The 13,814-nt window shown below is 64.5% G+C and carries 16 protein-coding genes; all 16 read left to right on the top strand.

The features are described from left to right. Positions 1-17 precede the first annotated feature (17 nt). The 16 genes from traD to FJ694_RS01865 all read left to right on the top strand — a co-directional run bounded on the left by traD (position 18) and on the right by FJ694_RS01865 (position 13,814). Positions 18-1,910 carry a conjugative transfer system coupling protein TraD gene (gene traD / locus FJ694_RS01940; RefSeq protein ID WP_157263923.1) on the top strand — a complete coding sequence of 631 codons (1,893 nt, stop codon included), beginning with the start codon at positions 18-20 and terminating at the stop codon, positions 1,908-1,910. Between the two features lie 13 nt (positions 1,911-1,923). Then, entirely contained in the window at positions 1,924-2,568 is a 645-nt protein-coding gene (locus tag FJ694_RS01935; protein ID WP_157263921.1) for an IncC plasmid conjugative DNA transfer DtrJ family protein, read from the top strand. A gap of 183 nt (positions 2,569-2,751) precedes the next feature. Continuing rightward, entirely contained in the window at positions 2,752-3,213 is a 462-nt protein-coding gene (locus tag FJ694_RS01930; protein ID WP_157263919.1) for a hypothetical protein, read from the top strand. 20 nt (positions 3,214-3,233) lie between these two features. Next, positions 3,234-3,797, top strand: coding sequence for a lytic transglycosylase domain-containing protein (locus tag FJ694_RS01925; protein WP_157263917.1), 564 nt, complete (start codon positions 3,234-3,236; stop codon positions 3,795-3,797). Next, complete coding sequence (locus tag FJ694_RS01920; RefSeq protein ID WP_157263915.1) at positions 3,794-4,450, top strand: OmpA family protein; 657 nt, start codon at positions 3,794-3,796, stop codon at positions 4,448-4,450. Before FJ694_RS01925 ends, FJ694_RS01920 begins: the two co-directional genes overlap by 4 nt. Positions 4,451-4,782: 332 nt before the next feature. Continuing rightward, positions 4,783-5,136 carry a hypothetical protein gene (locus FJ694_RS01915; protein WP_232539857.1) on the top strand — a complete coding sequence of 118 codons (354 nt, stop codon included), beginning with the start codon at positions 4,783-4,785 and terminating at the stop codon, positions 5,134-5,136. A 39-nt stretch (positions 5,137-5,175) separates the two neighbouring features. Continuing rightward, positions 5,176-5,475, top strand: coding sequence for a type IV conjugative transfer system protein TraL (traL, locus tag FJ694_RS01910; RefSeq protein ID WP_157263913.1), 300 nt, complete (start codon positions 5,176-5,178; stop codon positions 5,473-5,475). Between the two features lie 18 nt (positions 5,476-5,493). Next, a complete protein-coding gene (traE, locus tag FJ694_RS01905; protein ID WP_157263911.1) occupies positions 5,494-6,105 on the top strand; it encodes a type IV conjugative transfer system protein TraE in 612 nt (203 codons plus the stop codon). Beyond that, positions 6,050-6,892, top strand: a complete 843-nt coding sequence (locus FJ694_RS01900; RefSeq protein ID WP_157263909.1) for a type-F conjugative transfer system secretin TraK — start codon at positions 6,050-6,052, stop codon at positions 6,890-6,892. The genes traE and FJ694_RS01900 overlap by 56 nt, the downstream gene beginning before the upstream one ends. A 2-nt stretch (positions 6,893-6,894) precedes the next feature. After that, the gene (locus FJ694_RS01895; RefSeq protein ID WP_157263907.1) at positions 6,895-8,268 is read left to right on the top strand and encodes a TraB/VirB10 family protein; all 1,374 of its coding nucleotides are present in this window, start codon (positions 6,895-6,897) and stop codon (positions 8,266-8,268) included. Beyond that, entirely contained in the window at positions 8,255-9,091 is an 837-nt protein-coding gene (locus tag FJ694_RS01890) for a DsbC family protein (RefSeq protein ID WP_157263905.1), read from the top strand. The genes FJ694_RS01895 and FJ694_RS01890 overlap by 14 nt, the downstream gene beginning before the upstream one ends. Beyond that, the gene (locus FJ694_RS01885; RefSeq protein ID WP_157263903.1) at positions 9,088-9,840 is read left to right on the top strand and encodes a TraV family lipoprotein; all 753 of its coding nucleotides are present in this window, start codon (positions 9,088-9,090) and stop codon (positions 9,838-9,840) included. Before FJ694_RS01890 ends, FJ694_RS01885 begins: the two co-directional genes overlap by 4 nt. 47 nt (positions 9,841-9,887) lie before the next feature. After that, positions 9,888-12,497, top strand: coding sequence for a type IV secretion system protein TraC (traC, locus tag FJ694_RS01880; protein ID WP_157263901.1), 2,610 nt, complete (start codon positions 9,888-9,890; stop codon positions 12,495-12,497). Between the two features lie 38 nt (positions 12,498-12,535). Beyond that, the gene (locus tag FJ694_RS01875) at positions 12,536-12,853 is read left to right on the top strand and encodes a hypothetical protein (protein WP_232539856.1); all 318 of its coding nucleotides are present in this window, start codon (positions 12,536-12,538) and stop codon (positions 12,851-12,853) included. Further along, positions 12,850-13,434 (top strand): conjugative transfer signal peptidase TraF, encoded by a 585-nt coding sequence (traF, locus tag FJ694_RS01870; RefSeq protein WP_232539855.1) that lies wholly within the window; start codon positions 12,850-12,852, stop codon positions 13,432-13,434. The genes FJ694_RS01875 and traF overlap by 4 nt, the downstream gene beginning before the upstream one ends. A gap of 140 nt (positions 13,435-13,574) precedes the next feature. Next, positions 13,575-13,814, top strand: coding sequence for a hypothetical protein (locus FJ694_RS01865; protein WP_157263897.1), 240 nt, complete (start codon positions 13,575-13,577; stop codon positions 13,812-13,814).

Below are 13,814 nucleotides of genomic sequence, written 5' to 3'. Positions count from 1 at the left end.
CCCAAGGAGCCGCAAAGATGTTCGCACGCAAGTTCGAGATGCCATGGCGGCCCGCCTACGAAATGTGGGCCGCATGGACTTGGTTCGCTGGCATGGCCTTTTTCACCTATATCGGCGTCAAAGGGAACCTGCGTGCCGACGCAGCGATGCCGTTGGCCATGGCCGCGATGGCCATGGCGATGTTGCGAGCGCACCAGAGCCTCGACGTCCTGGTGAAGCGTGCCTCGTTGTCAGGACGCGCAATGCAGGTGATTACCACCCGGCGCCTCGCTTCCTTCACCAACGACCCGGAACAGGTGTTCCTCGGCTTCGGCTTTGAATGGCTGCCGGTGCACTCGCAGCGGCTCTACGAGCTGTCCAAAATAAACTACAAGGACTACTACGTTTCGCCGCTGCTGCTTCGTGCTCTCGGCTACACCGTCAAGCCGCAGCCCGACAGCGAGATTGGCGTGCCCTACATCCACGGCGTCGAATTGCAGGAGCGGCCGTTGTACCGGCCGCTGCAGAACTTCATCGGCGGGCTGCTGTTGGTAGGGACCACACAGTCGGGCAAGGGTGTCGCGCTGTCGACGTTCCTGACGCAAGCCATCCGCCGCGGCGACATCGTCGTCTTTATCGATCCGAAGAATTCGGAACGACTCAAGCGCGTGGTGCGCCGCGCGTGCGCCGACTACCGGGAACCCGACACGTACATTGAGTGTCATCCCGCCTTTCCGGAGCGTGGCGTACGGCTCGACTTCCTCTTCAACTGGCAAAAGCCCACCGAAGTGGCTTCGCGGCTGCAGTCCATCATGCCGGTGGATACCGGTGGCGCCTTCGCGGCGTTTTCGTGGGACGCCGTCAACGTCGTGGTCCAGGGCGTCGTCTACATCGAGGACCGTCCCAACCTGATGAAGCTCACCCGCTACATCGAGGGCGGCATCGAGTCCCTGCTGGAGGCTGCCCTCGCTCGGTTCTACGACGAACACCTCGCCGCAAACTGGCGGGAAGCGCAGGACATCCGCGAACTCGTGGGCGCAGCGAGCAAGGGCCAGATCAAGCGGCCCTCGGACGTCACGACGCCCCAATTGCTGGCCTATGTCATCTACTACGAGCAGCGCATCCCCGAGCCCCAGCGCGAGAAGATCATCGACTCCATGATCCGCGTGTTCCGGCACAACAGGGAGCACTACCAGAAGATCACCGCGAACCTGCTGCCGGTGCTGTCCATGCTCACGTCAGGCGACCTTGGTCGAACGCTGTCCCCCGACCCGTTCGACCTGGACGACAAGCGTCCCATCATGAACTTTGAGAAGATCGAGCGCGGTGGCCACGTCCTGGTGCTTTGCACAGACTCCCTGCCCGACCCGGCCGTGGCATCCGCGATCGCCGCACTGGCCATAGCTGACCTGGCCGCACGCGCAGGCATGCGCTACAACCTCGGCATCAAGGCCAGGCTCACACTGGTGGTCGACGAGATGGCCAACGTCATCAACCGGCCGCTCATCGAGATCCTGAACAAGGGCGCAGAGGGCGGCATCAATACCATCTGCGCGATGCAAACCCTCGGCGACCTGGCCGCGCGGTTGGGCTCCGTCGACGCGGCCCGTATGGCTCTTGGCAACCTCAACAATCTGATTGCATTGCGTTCCAAGGACCGGCCGACTCAGGACTTCGTGGCAGAGACGTTCGGCAAGACAGGCATCCACATGGTGCGCGTCGGCCTCAACGAAGGCGCCGACGCGCACGTTGGCGATTGGAGCTCTGGCCGCAGCGTCCAGCTCAGCGAATCGATGGAGGACCGGGTACCGGTCGACATGCTGGGCAAGCTGCCTGACCTGCAGTACTTCGGCATGGTGGGAGCACGCTTGGTCAAAGGCCGCTTCACCATCCTGGACCCCGAAACCGAAGAACTGGCCCAGGCTGCATAGCTGAAGGTTCGCCATGAACATCGTCCGGGCCGTGCTTATCGCGGGTTTGGTGGCGCTGGTCATCGCCGTGCTTGCCATCCCAGCCATGGTGCCGCCGGCGCGCTTCCTGCAAATCGTCAAGGCGGAGCACCAGATCAACCGCAACTTCGTCACGCAGCAGGCGGCTGACAGGGTCATGCTCCGCATGCTCGACATGCAGGACGCCGCCTCTGAGAAGGCCAAGCCCACAGCCGCACCCGTGCATCAGCCAGCAGCCGGCGCCAGCAGCGTGCACATTGACTCCGCGGTGGTCGGTCGGCTCGGCCAGGTCGGAGACCAGCTGCTGCGCAACGACTACATGCGGTCCCTCGACGGCATGCTGCTTCTCGTGATCTATCGGCTCAGCCTGGCGGTGGAGTTCGTGCCAGTCATTTTCGTTTTCATGCTGGTGGTATTCGTGGACGGGTCGGTGCTACGCATGGTGCGCACGCGGCAGTTCGTGGCGCACTCGTCCGAAGCTGCAGGCATCAACGCGGCCGGAGGCGTTGCGCTGGGCTGTGGAGCTGCGGTCATGCTGGTCATGCCGGTGGAGGTGCACCCCATGGTGTTCCTGGCAAGCAGTCTTTTGAGCCTGTTCGCGTTCAGCCGGTTCGTCGCCAACTACCACGTCATCAAATAGCCCGGCATGCCGGGTTACGGCCAATTTCGAGCCCTCTGATCTTTCGATTTTTCGGCGGGATTTTTTGTCGACACGGCGCACGCCGCTGCCTACCCTGACGTCTTGAACCGGCGACTCAGGGCGCTGAAAACCTCTAGGCAGGTGGTGATGCAACTGGCCCAAACAGCAACGCGAGGTAGGTCGATGCCTAAACAGATCGACGGTGCCGACCGTGCAGCCGACATTGTGCAAACCAGTCTGTGGCTGCGCGAGCACGAGTGGCTGTACTCGGTGATGAAGTCGCCGCGTAACACCTGCCCCAAGTTCCGGATACCCGATTTGCTCGCGGCATGCGTGACGTTGGCCTTCTCCTCTGACGGCTTGCAGCATCAACTCATCACCTATTTGCGCTCCGAGTTGCTGCTGCGGCAGCCGGAGAAAACGCGCCGATCCTGCGATATATGGAAGTCGCAATTCGACCTGTTGATGATCGCGCATCGGGATGACTGGAACCGCTTTCCGCACCCAATGTTCAACCTTGACCAAATCTGCACCGGCTGCGTTGCCGTCGTGATGACCATGGGCGACGCGCAGACGCAGGTGTTGAGCCAAGCCCGGCGCAACGTTGTCGCCCGCACCAGCAGCGCGGCCATCATCAGGAACTGAGAACCGTGAAGCGCGCTAACTTGCTCAAGCACCTGGGCTTCGCGGTGGCTCTTCTGCCTGTTGCGTGCCAAGCATGCTGGAACGAAGCCGCACAGCGCCACGGTGTGCCCGCGTCGCTGCTGTACGCGGTCGCCAGCGCTGAGTCCGACCTGCGGCCTGACGCGGTCAACAACGGGCATCGCAATCGCACCGGGACGTATGACATCGGCCTCATGCAGATCAACAGCGGCAACCTGTCCCGCCTCGCCGCGAAGGGCATCACCGAGAAGTCGCTCTATGACCCCTGCGTGAGCATCGACGTGGGCGCGTCCATCCTCGCCGAGAAGATCAAGGCTTATGGCCCGACGTGGGAAGCCGTGGGCGCCTACAACGCGGCATGCACGCAGCTGAAAGGCGCTGATTGCACCGCGGCCCGCAGCCGCTACGCATGGCGCGTGTACCGTCGGATGCCCGGCGTGAGTGCGGCCAGCCAGCTCCAGCCGGGCTCTCGCAAGGGCACTCCGGCGTCCATGGCTGCCACCTCACCTTCTGCCGGCCCTGCCGCGGCGACCAGGTTCATCCTGTCCGTGAAGGTGTCGCAGTGAGCGCCACGCCCACTTTCACAGTGGCCACCACCTGCCTCGCCGCCGGCGCGCTGCTGTTTACGGCCGGATGTGCGAGCGTTCATCCCGCGGCACAGGCTCGCACGACGCCGCAACTCTCGACAGCGCCGGTCAAGAGAGTGGTTCAAGTCGCATACGGTGCAGACGCAACGTTTGTCGTCTGCATTGAACCAGCATGTCCCAAGGTCACGCAAAAGACGATTGCCCAGGAAGGCATGGTCTCGGTTGGCGCTTTCGAAGGCGCATCGAGCGCAATGGCAGCGCGCGGCCCGACCGGTGTGTCGGCGGCCGTGCCCCCGGCGCAGGTCATCGTCACCTTTGCCTTGGGATCGTCCGGTCTGACGCCCGACGCCAAGGCTCGGCTCAAGGCAGCCCTTTCTCGATATGGGTCCGCCGGTCGGATCACGGTCGCTGGGCGGACAGACAGCTCCGGCAGCGCAGCCGTGAACAAGGCTCTGGCACTTGCGCGCGCCGCCGCCGTTCGGGACTTTCTCCTGAAGCTACAGCCATCGCTGCAAGGCGTCGTCCAACTGGACGCGCAGGGCAACTGCTGCTTCACCGCATCCAACGACAGCCAAAGCAGCCGTTCTTTGAACAGGCGCGTTGAAGTCAGCTTCTGGGGCGAAGGCGCGTGATGGATCACCCGGTCCTCAAGCCGCCTTCGCTCCTTCCTGGGGAATCGGAGCAGCGCGCGCAGCAATGCGCTCTTGCGCCGGAATCCCCTGCATCTCCGGGCAGGCGCCGACCGCGGCCGGGGTGGAAACCCACCCTGGTGCGGCGGGAAACCTTCGCCTTGCTGCGGAAGCTTCAGAAATCCACGTCGGACCCCGCCATTGACCTCAGCTACTTGTCGGATGCCTGCATCCGCATAGCGCTGGAGCTTGGGCCAGAGGCCGTCGTGCAGCGCGCGCTGGCGGACATGTCCCCGGTGCGTAAGCCCTGACCACCTGTTGACTGGAGTTCACTCATGCACAGCGTCGCCCCGGTTTCCATCTCGGCATCCATCCTGCAGAGGAACAAGAAGGCCGCCGCCACCAGCTTTCTTCTGCTGCTTCTGCTGGCGCTGGCGGCCATGCCCAGCCATGCGCTGGACCTGATCGCGTTCACGGGCATCGCCGGACCGATGGTCAGCGCGCTCACCCAACTCGCGACGCTGGCGCCAGGCGTGAAGGCGCTTGTCGGCTTCGTCGGCTTCGTGGTCGCGCTGATCTCGCTTGCTGCACTCCGCAACTTTGCACCGGTGCTCTTCTATCTGGGACTGGCGATCTTCGGCGCGGTGGGATTGACCATCGCGGGAGCCATCATGGGAGCCACCATCTGACCGCGGCACCGGGCAGGCAGCTTCAACGAGGAGATGGCGATGCAGTCTGATGCCTACATCCCGCGCCGGCTCGACGACGCGTGGAAGATTGGTCTTTGGGATGTCGACGTCGCCGTCCCTGCCCTCTTCGGCTTTTTCCTCGGCTGGATGTCAGGCACCAAGCTCGGCTTCGTGATCGCGGCCGGGCTGGGCCTGTACGTGAGCCGCTGGATCTCTCGCGTCAAGAGCGACAAGCACCCTGCTTACTTCCTGCACTGGGCGTATTGGTCTTTGCCGTCGAATCCGCTGACGGCACTGCGAGCCACGCCTCCATCTCACATTCGCCGCATGGTCGGCTGATCGCGCGCGAGGCCCGCCATGGACCCCAATGCCCGTACTGACGACGTTCGCCTGCTGAAGAAGGACAAGCGCATGCTGGGCACAGCGCTTGTCGTCTGCGGTTTCGCACTCATCCTGAGCCTGCTCATCATCCTGAAGTTGATTGGCAGTGAGCGGACCATCGTGGAGCCCCCTGACAACAACCGTACCTTCTGGGTCACCAGCTCGTCAGCTAGCCAGGAATATCTGGAGCAGATGGCCGGGTACGTCGCCTGGCTCGTGCTCGACGTGTCCCCCAGCAGCATTGACTGGAAGAAGGAGACGCTGCTGAAGTATGTCGAGCCCGACATGCATGGCGAGTTCAAGACCGCCATGGAACTCGAAGCTCAGCGGCTGAGGAAAAACAACGCCGCAACGTCGTTCGAGATCAAGCAGTTCAACACGGATGAAGCGCAGCAGCTCGTGCTCGTGACGGGCCGGCTTCGTCGCCTGGTCAACGGCGTGGACGTCAGCGAACCGCGGATGGCCACTTTTCGCGCGCAGTTCCGTCTCAAGGGCGGGCGGGTTCACCTTCGTGTTTTCAAAGAGGTCGCAAATGTCCAATCGCAGCCTGCTCTCGGCGCTGTTGTTTCTGGTGCCGCTGCTCGGTAGCGCCGGCAGCGCGCTGGCGCTGCAAGAGAAGGACGTCTCGGATGGTGCCCGGGTCGAGGCGATCGTTTCGACGAAGGATCCGACCCGTATCCGCGTTGACGGTGCGCAGATCACTGTCGTGTTCGGGAACATTTACTCCAGCACGTGCGGCCCTGCCACACCGACGGCGACGCAGGGGGCGCCTGCCGCTGCGCCTGCAGTGAATCCCGCCGGCGAGGTGGTTCTGGAGTGCGATACCGACAAGGGCGAGGTGTACGTCCGGCCGGTTCCCTTCTTTTCCGGGCCTCCTGGCAAGGGAAGCGATCCGGCAGCTGGCAAGCCCATCAGTCTTTTCATTTCGACCAAGTACAGCACGTACACGTTGCTGCTGCACCGCTCCGACGTCCCCGCCGAAACCATCGTGCTGCGGGACAAGGGGGTCCAGGCCGCGGCGACCGAACGGGCAGAAGGTGGTTCAACTGGCAGACAGGCGCCACACGTGATGGGACTCAAGGCGATGCTGGTCGCCATGACGGCGTCACGGCTGCCCAACGACGTGCAGATGCAGTCCGTCAACCGTGAAGTTCCGTTGTGGGTCGAAGCGCGGTTCGTCCTCGAGAGGACGTACTCCCGCCGCGGCTATGTCGGCGAGCGGTACCGCCTCACCAACGTCAGCGGCAATGACATGGTGCTCGCTGAGCAGGAGTTTGATCGCGAGGGCGATGACGTCCTCGCGGTATCGGTCGAGAACCACAACCTGCGTCCAGGCGACAGCACGGCCGTCTACGTCATTCGCCGCGGGAGCTGAACATGGCCAAATTCAAGGACTGGGCCAGAAGTCGCTTCGACGCGCTGTCTCCGAAGGCCAGGCAGTGGCTGACCCTGGGTGGTCTCGCGGGCGTTTGCTTCGGGTGCTTGTGGCTGGTCTTCGCGAGCAGCTCCTCCACATGGCCCGCGCCGGCGCCCGACGCGGTCGCGGCCAACAGCAAGCCCACGAACCTCGATGTGATGACGCCGGGGTCGCAGGTCACCGATGCTGAGGCCTGGGCCGGCGGCGCTGGCCGGCGGGTCGCGGCGCTCGAAGCAGAAAATGACCGACTCAAGGAGAAGGACCGGCGCAGGGATGAGGCCGAGGAACGGCTGACCAAGCGGCTGGCTGAACTTGAAACCAAGTTCGGCAATTCGCCGTCAACTTCTCCAGCGCCAGCGCCAGCGCCAGCGCCCCCAGCGCCAGCACCTGCTGCTCAGCCTGCGCCTGCTGCGCCTGCGCAGACATCCCCCGGCGTCTATCCGCCTGGCTCCCCAGGCGCGCCCCTGGGCGGCCTTGGGGGTGCGTTGCCGACGGCGTCCGCGCCGCCCGAGCCTCTTGTCCCGCCGGTCGTCAAGGTTTCGGTTGGGCGAGGTCTGGACGCTGCAGATAGCGCTGCGGCGGCGGCAAGCGCGGCGCCGGCAGCATCCGCACCGCAGAACAACCTGAGCAACTTCCTTCCGGTCAGCTTCACGCGTGGGCACTTGCTGAGCGGACTGGATGCACCCACGGGCGGCCAGGCGCAGAGCAATCCGCACCCGATCCTCATTCGCCTCTCCGACAACTCCGTGCTTCCCAACCGCTTCAGGGGCGAGTACCGGGAGTGCTTCGTCATCGCAGGTGGGTATGGGGAGATCAGCTCGGAGCGCGCGATGGTGAGGACGGCGTCCCTGTCCTGCGTCCGCGACGACGGCGGCGTGCTCGAAGTCAAGATCGAAGGGAACGTGATGGGGGAGGACGGCAAGTACGGAATCCGCGGCCGACTCGTGACGAAGCAAGGGCAGATGCTGGCCAACGCGCTGCGTGCGGGGATCGTCGGCGGCATCGGCCAGGGATTCGCGTCCGCCAACACCACCTACAGCACCTCCGCTTTGGGCGCGGTGGGAACGACGTCCGGATCTCAGGCCCTTCGAGCGGGTGTCGGCTCAGGCATCGGCCGCGCCATGGAAAGGCTCGCCGACTACTACATCCGACTCGCTGAGAACACTTTTCCCGTCATTGAAGTCGACGCGGGCCGGGAGGTCGATGTCGTCATCACCAAGGGCGTGCGCATCGACGCGCCACCTGTCAGGGCCAGGCCAACGTCGACAAGAGCAACAGCGAACGAGGAGCCGATTGACCGCTACACGAGGATGGCAAGCGATGAAGAGGAATGAGCATTTCGTCGTACTGCTGGCCGCTGCGCTTTGCGCGCCTGCGGCATGGTCAGCACCGACCCCCGCTGAAACGCGGTTCATGGCCAAGCTCCAGCAGGCGCACCCTGGCACCAAGTTCACCGAGGTGAAGCAGAGCGTGGTTCCAGGCCTGTACGAGGTGTGGATGGGCGCCAACGTGGCGTTCGTGAACGAGAGAGAGCCGCGGTACTTCATTTTCGGCCGGGTCATCGACACCGTGACGCTGACCGACCTGACGGGGCCGAAGCTCGCCGCAGCACAGCCGGTCGGCTCGCCCTCAGATGCGGTCCAGCCAGCAGCGGCGGCCGTTGCGATCGACAAGCTGCCACTTGGTGACGCCATCAAGACGGTGAAGGGCAACGGCAAGCGCTCGCTGTTCGTCTTCAGCGACCCCGCATGCCAGTTCTGCCGCCGCTTGGAGCCCGAGCTGGCTCAAATGAAGGACGTCACCATCTACACGTTTGTGGTTCCGTTCCTCGGTCGCGAGTTGCCCCAGGCGGTCCTGTGTGCCCAGGACCGCAGCCGTGCGTGGCAAGACTGGATGACCAAGGGCGACCGCAGCAGCCTGGCCTCCACGGCGGCCCAGTGCGAGTCGCCTCTGGACCGCAACGCGAGTCTGGCACGCAGCCTCGGCGTGGCTGGCACCCCGACCGTGATCTACGCGGACGGTTCTCGTACCGAAGGCTACGCGCCCCAGGAGGAGATCGAGACCCGCGTTGCGGCAGCCAGTGGCCGCCAGGCCGTGGCTGCAACCGCATCACCACGGGCTGCCAGGCCCGCTGCAACCGTGGAGGCCCGTCCATGAGCGCGCCGCGGCTGTTTCGTTCTCTTCTCTGGATCGGCGCCGCTGGTGTGGCTGCCAGCGGCTGCGGCAGCATTACCGGGCTTGACGGCACGTCGGAGTACGCCTGCAAGGCGCCCCCCGGTGTCCGGTGCGACTCCGTCTCGGGGACCTACTACAACGCCGTCAACGACAACCTGCCGGCGCAGCGCAAGCAGTCGGCTCCGGCCGGACAGGCTCCCGCTGACACGCAGCGCCGCGGCGGTCCTGCCCAGACGTTGCCAGCGACGGCGCCTTCCAGGACGGCCGCAATGATGCCGACCGTGGCGCCTGCAGTTCCCCCGGCTGGATCACGTCCGGGCGAGATCACGCCCCTGCGCTCTGCCCCGCGCCAGCTGCGCCTGTGGATCAAGCCGTGGGAAGACGGTGAGCGGGATCTCAATGGCGAAAGCGTCGTGTACGTGCAGGTCGACAACGGTCGATGGCTGCTCGATGCGGCCCAGCGCTCGGCACGGGAGCGGTTCGCGTCAGCCCGTGCCCCTACAGCGACCGCTTCAGCTGCCGGTGCGCGCAACCGGTCCGCCCAGGCGGCTGGCGCTGTCAATCCCGCCTCGCAAGTCGCCCAGCCGAATGCCGGTGGCGCGAACGCTTCGCCGGTGTCCTTGGCGGGGCTGCCCGCAGCCCGGCTACTGCCTCCCGAAGAAGACGCGCGTCGCCTGCAGGACGCATTGCGCGCGCTGCGGCCGCAGCAGGCCCCTGGCCCGTCCGACTGAGCCTTCGCTGTACCTGGTCCTCTGTCCTGCAACTGGAGCTTCCGGCCATGCTTTCCCCGAACCGTCTTGGCTTCCTGACCCAAATCCTTCGCGGCAGTCCGAGCCTGGGGACCCTGCTCGGCCTCGAAACCGAAGACGACTCTCCTGCCGACAGGTTTGCGAGCTGGCTCCCTTACTACAGCTACTTCCCTCACGAGCAGCTGTTCGAGAACAAGAACGGGATCGGCTTCCTGCTGGAGGTCATGCCCCAGTCGGGCGCGGATGAACGCATGGTCGACGTGCTTCGCTCGTTCTATGCCGCGCTTCCGGCCGGCACGGGCGTGCAGTTCAGCCTGTTCGGCTCGCCCCATGTCCGCCCGATCCTGCGCGACTACGCGGCGATGCGCATGGAGGACCACGACCAATCCGAGAACGCGCGCGCGCGGGGCCGGCCGGTCCGCAACGAGAACCTGTTTCGCACGATGGCGCGGCGGCGCTTCCAGTTCCTCGCCGATGGAGCGCACCATTCGCTCACGAACGGCTTCCACTACTGCCTGCGCAATTTCCGGCTTATGGCGAGCGTCACCATGCAAGGCGACGCGCACAACTCCGCACGCCGCAAGGAGATCGTCTCGGTTCGCGAGGGGCTGGCGACTACTTTGCGCGCAGCGTCGCTGCCCAACCGCGTCTGTGATGCCAGGGACTTGATCAACTGGTGCCGGCCGTTCGTGAACCCAGACCTCATCACGAGCGCCGAGGTACCCGAGGTGAACTACGACCCTGGGCGGGAGATTCGTGACCAGATAGTTGATCACGACACCATTCAGGACCCGGAGGTGAGCGGCCTGAAGCTCTGGAAGCCTGGTGGAAGCGATCCCTTGGAAGTTCGCTTCCTGTCTATCAAGAGCTTCCCGGAACGCTACTTCCTTTGGCAGATGGGCGCTCTCGCCGGCGATCTGATGCAGCCAGCGCTGCAGTACAACTGCCCGTTCCTGCTCACGATGGGTGTCCACATCCTCGACACCAACGGCACGCGCACGGCCGTGACCGCCAACAACATGCGCGCCACCCAGAATGCAGGCAGCAAGCTTGCGAACGTCATGCCCGACGTCGACAAGAAGGCGCGTGACTGGTCCGCTGCGGCAGAGGTCATCGACATGGGCGGGACCCTCGTCAGCCTCTACCACGAGCTGGCCCTTTTCGTTCACCCGTCAAAGGCCGTCCAGGCCCAGGAGGCAGCCAAGTCCATCTGGCGCGCCCGCGGGTTCGAGCTCAATCCGGACTCGTTTCAACATCGCCAGGCGTTGATAGCGAGCCTTCCGATGACGCTGTCGCCGAAGTTCCATGCCGACATGCGCAAGATGAAGCGCGTGTCACGCAAGACGGATGCGAACGCTGTTCACCTGGCACCGCTGCTCGCCGAGTGGAGGGGCACAAGGACACCGACTCTTATTCTTGGCGGACGGCGCGGCCAGCTCACGCCGTTTGACCTGTACGACAACGACTTAGGTAACCCGAGTGCGGGCGTCATCGGCGCTCCAGGCTCGGGAAAGTCAACGCTGCTCAACGAGTTCGCATGGTCCTATCGCGCCATAGGCGCCAAGGTGTGGATGTGTGACCTGGGCCGCAGTTTCGAGAAGCTGTGCCACAAGGCCGGAGGGCGCCACATCGAGTTCCGCCCTGATTCCCGCATCAACCTCAATCCGTTCAGCGTCGTCTCCGAGCCAGGCATCGGCGAGGATGGCCAGCCCGAGGGCGGCATCGAGGAAGACATCGACATGCTCAAGCCGGCGCTGGCCAAGATGTGCTCGATGAGCAGCCCGCTGAGCGAGGTGCAGATCAAGGCACTCGGAACTCTGACCTTGCGGCTCTACCGGGAGTACGGCCGCGAGCTGACCATCACCGGCCTTCGCGATGCCTGCAAGAGCGGAACGATCGCCGACCTCGAGCTCAAGGATGACCAGCGCATCAGGGACTTGGCCATCATGCTGACGCCCTACTGCAAGGATGGCGAGTACGCACGGTTCTTCGAAGGGAAGAACAACGTCGACTTCGAGAACGATTTCATCGTCATCGAGAACGAGGAGCTCAAGCGCCGCCCTGAACTGCATGCGGTCGTCAACATCCTGCTGCTCTATCAAATCACCGGGATGATGTATCTCACCCGGGATCGCAAGAAGCTGCTCGTCATCGACGAGTTGAAGCAACAGCTTGGCGAGATCGGCGCAGACGATCCGATCAAGGCTGCTGTCGTCGAGGAGGCGGCACGCAGGGCACGCAAGTACGGCGGCGCGCTTGTCACGGCGACGCACTCGGCCGAGGACTATTTCGGCAGCAAGCAGATGGAGGCCGCCTTGGCCTGCTGCGACTGGATGTTCCTGCTGCGGCAGAAGGTCGAGTCGGTGGAACTCCTGGCCCGGTCTGGGAAGGTCGCCATGGACGAGGCGAAGAAGCGCCTCGTCCAGTCGCTGCGCACGGAGCCTGGCGTGTTCGCCGAGTGCTATGTCTCGTCTCCAGTAGGAGAAGGTGTGGGGCGGATCATCCTCGATCCGTATAGCCATCTGCTGTTTTCCAACCGGATCGAGGACAACGCTCCCCTGGACGAACTCCGGCGTGCCGGCTACTCGATCGACGAGGCCATTACCGAACTGCTGCGTCGTCGGGGACACCGCGTATGAGGGCGCCTGTCATCCACGTGGCCATTTCGGTGGCTGTGATGTCCCTGGGCCTGCTGGCCTACGACCGTTTCGTGGTCAGGCCGTCCCGGCTCATCGGTGTTGTGGACGTGGGCGCCGTCTACCGGAGCAAGGAGTCGCAGTTCGCGCAGATGCTCAGCCGCAGCACCACGGACCAGGAACGTGATCAGGCCATGCAGCAAGCCACTCGGTTCTCGCGCCAGCTGCCAGAGGCGCTTGACGAGTTGCCGCAGGCCTGCGGGTGCCTGGTTGTCGTCAAGAGTGCGGTGGCTGGCCTGGCTCCCAACATGATTGACCTCACGCCGATGCTGGTGCGAAAGCTGGAGTCGGCAAAGTGAGAGCACGCGCCCCGGCGCTTCGCAGTCCCGTCGGCTTCGTCGCCTGGTGGCGCCGCGGCTTTGTCCTGTTGGCGTATGAGTTCCGCAGGCATCGCGTGGTGTGCGGGCTTGTCGCGCTGGTCTGGACCATGGCGCTTGTGCGGCTCTTCGTCGACAGCACGCCATGGCTGCCTGTGCTTTTCAATTGGACTGGCAGCCTCCCCTACCGGGTGGCGTACGTCGAATACGGGTCGCGTTCAATCAGCCGTGGCGACCTGGTCGTCTACTCGTTCACCGGCGAGGCGGGCAAGTCCGACTACCCGGGTCTGCGCAACCAACCCTTCTTCAAGCTGGTTGCCGGGATGCCTGGGGACCGCGTTTCGGTCCGTGGCCGGGACGTGTTTGTCAATGGCGCCTTCGTGGGCACGGCCAAGACCCATGCGTTCGACCGACGGCCACTGGAGCCGATAGCGCCCACCGTCATTCCGTCTGGCTATTTCTACGTCATGGGCACCACGGCGGACAGCTTCGACAGCCGATACCGCAGCAGCGGGTTGGTGGACGCCCGATCCGTCATCGCCAAGGTGCGGCCGATTTTCTAGGAGGTGACGCCGTGATGCTCCGTGCCATTGTTCGCAGCCGAGGCCCTGCCTTCGCGCGCACGGCCACTGCAGGCCTGCTCTGCGCCTTTGCGGCATGCGCAGGCGCCCAAAGCGCTGCACCGATCGGCGGTGACGTTCCCATGAGCGAGTACCTGGCTCTCCTGAGCCAGGTCGCTCCGCCGGCGCGCGAGGGCGCCGAAGCGTACCTGTCGGCGTTCCAAGCCCGATGCGGCCGGCAGCTCAGCACGCTGGAGCTGCGGCGTGCGATGGCCGCGGGCACTGGGGATCCAACCTTGATGTCGATGATCCGCGCGGCGGCAACGCGCGATCAGCTGGCCATGCTGCGGTTGCGCTCTGCAGTGGCCTGCACTGGAGGCTGA

Origin of the sequence: Azohydromonas aeria (assembly GCF_009760915.1) — a bacterium.
Classification (GTDB): domain Bacteria; phylum Pseudomonadota; class Gammaproteobacteria; order Burkholderiales; family Burkholderiaceae_C; genus Azohydromonas; species Azohydromonas aeria.
Note: the sequence above shows the minus strand (reverse complement) of the source record. Positions and strands in the feature narration are given on the sequence as shown.

Excerpts from the sequence above, each read along its gene's own strand:
- traE (WP_157263911.1), top strand. The coding sequence starts at position 5,494 with ATGGACCCCAATGCCCGTACTGACGACGTTCGCCTGCTGAAGAAGGAC.
- traL (WP_157263913.1), top strand. The coding sequence starts at position 5,176 with ATGCAGTCTGATGCCTACATCCCGCGCCGGCTCGACGACGCGTGGAAG.
- traC (WP_157263901.1), top strand. The coding sequence starts at position 9,888 with ATGCTTTCCCCGAACCGTCTTGGCTTCCTGACCCAAATCCTTCGCGGC.
- FJ694_RS01930 (WP_157263919.1), top strand. The coding sequence starts at position 2,752 with ATGCCTAAACAGATCGACGGTGCCGACCGTGCAGCCGACATTGTGCAA.
- FJ694_RS01900 (WP_157263909.1), top strand. The coding sequence starts at position 6,050 with ATGTCCAATCGCAGCCTGCTCTCGGCGCTGTTGTTTCTGGTGCCGCTG.
- FJ694_RS01875 (WP_232539856.1), top strand. The coding sequence starts at position 12,536 with ATGTCCCTGGGCCTGCTGGCCTACGACCGTTTCGTGGTCAGGCCGTCC.
- FJ694_RS01895 (WP_157263907.1), top strand. The coding sequence starts at position 6,895 with ATGGCCAAATTCAAGGACTGGGCCAGAAGTCGCTTCGACGCGCTGTCT.
- FJ694_RS01915 (WP_232539857.1), top strand. The coding sequence starts at position 4,783 with ATGCACAGCGTCGCCCCGGTTTCCATCTCGGCATCCATCCTGCAGAGG.
- FJ694_RS01935 (WP_157263921.1), top strand. The coding sequence starts at position 1,924 with ATGAACATCGTCCGGGCCGTGCTTATCGCGGGTTTGGTGGCGCTGGTC.
- FJ694_RS01885 (WP_157263903.1), top strand. The coding sequence starts at position 9,088 with ATGAGCGCGCCGCGGCTGTTTCGTTCTCTTCTCTGGATCGGCGCCGCT.
- FJ694_RS01890 (WP_157263905.1), top strand. The coding sequence starts at position 8,255 with ATGAAGAGGAATGAGCATTTCGTCGTACTGCTGGCCGCTGCGCTTTGC.
- FJ694_RS01865 (WP_157263897.1), top strand. The coding sequence starts at position 13,575 with ATGAGCGAGTACCTGGCTCTCCTGAGCCAGGTCGCTCCGCCGGCGCGC.
- traD (WP_157263923.1), top strand. The coding sequence starts at position 18 with ATGTTCGCACGCAAGTTCGAGATGCCATGGCGGCCCGCCTACGAAATG.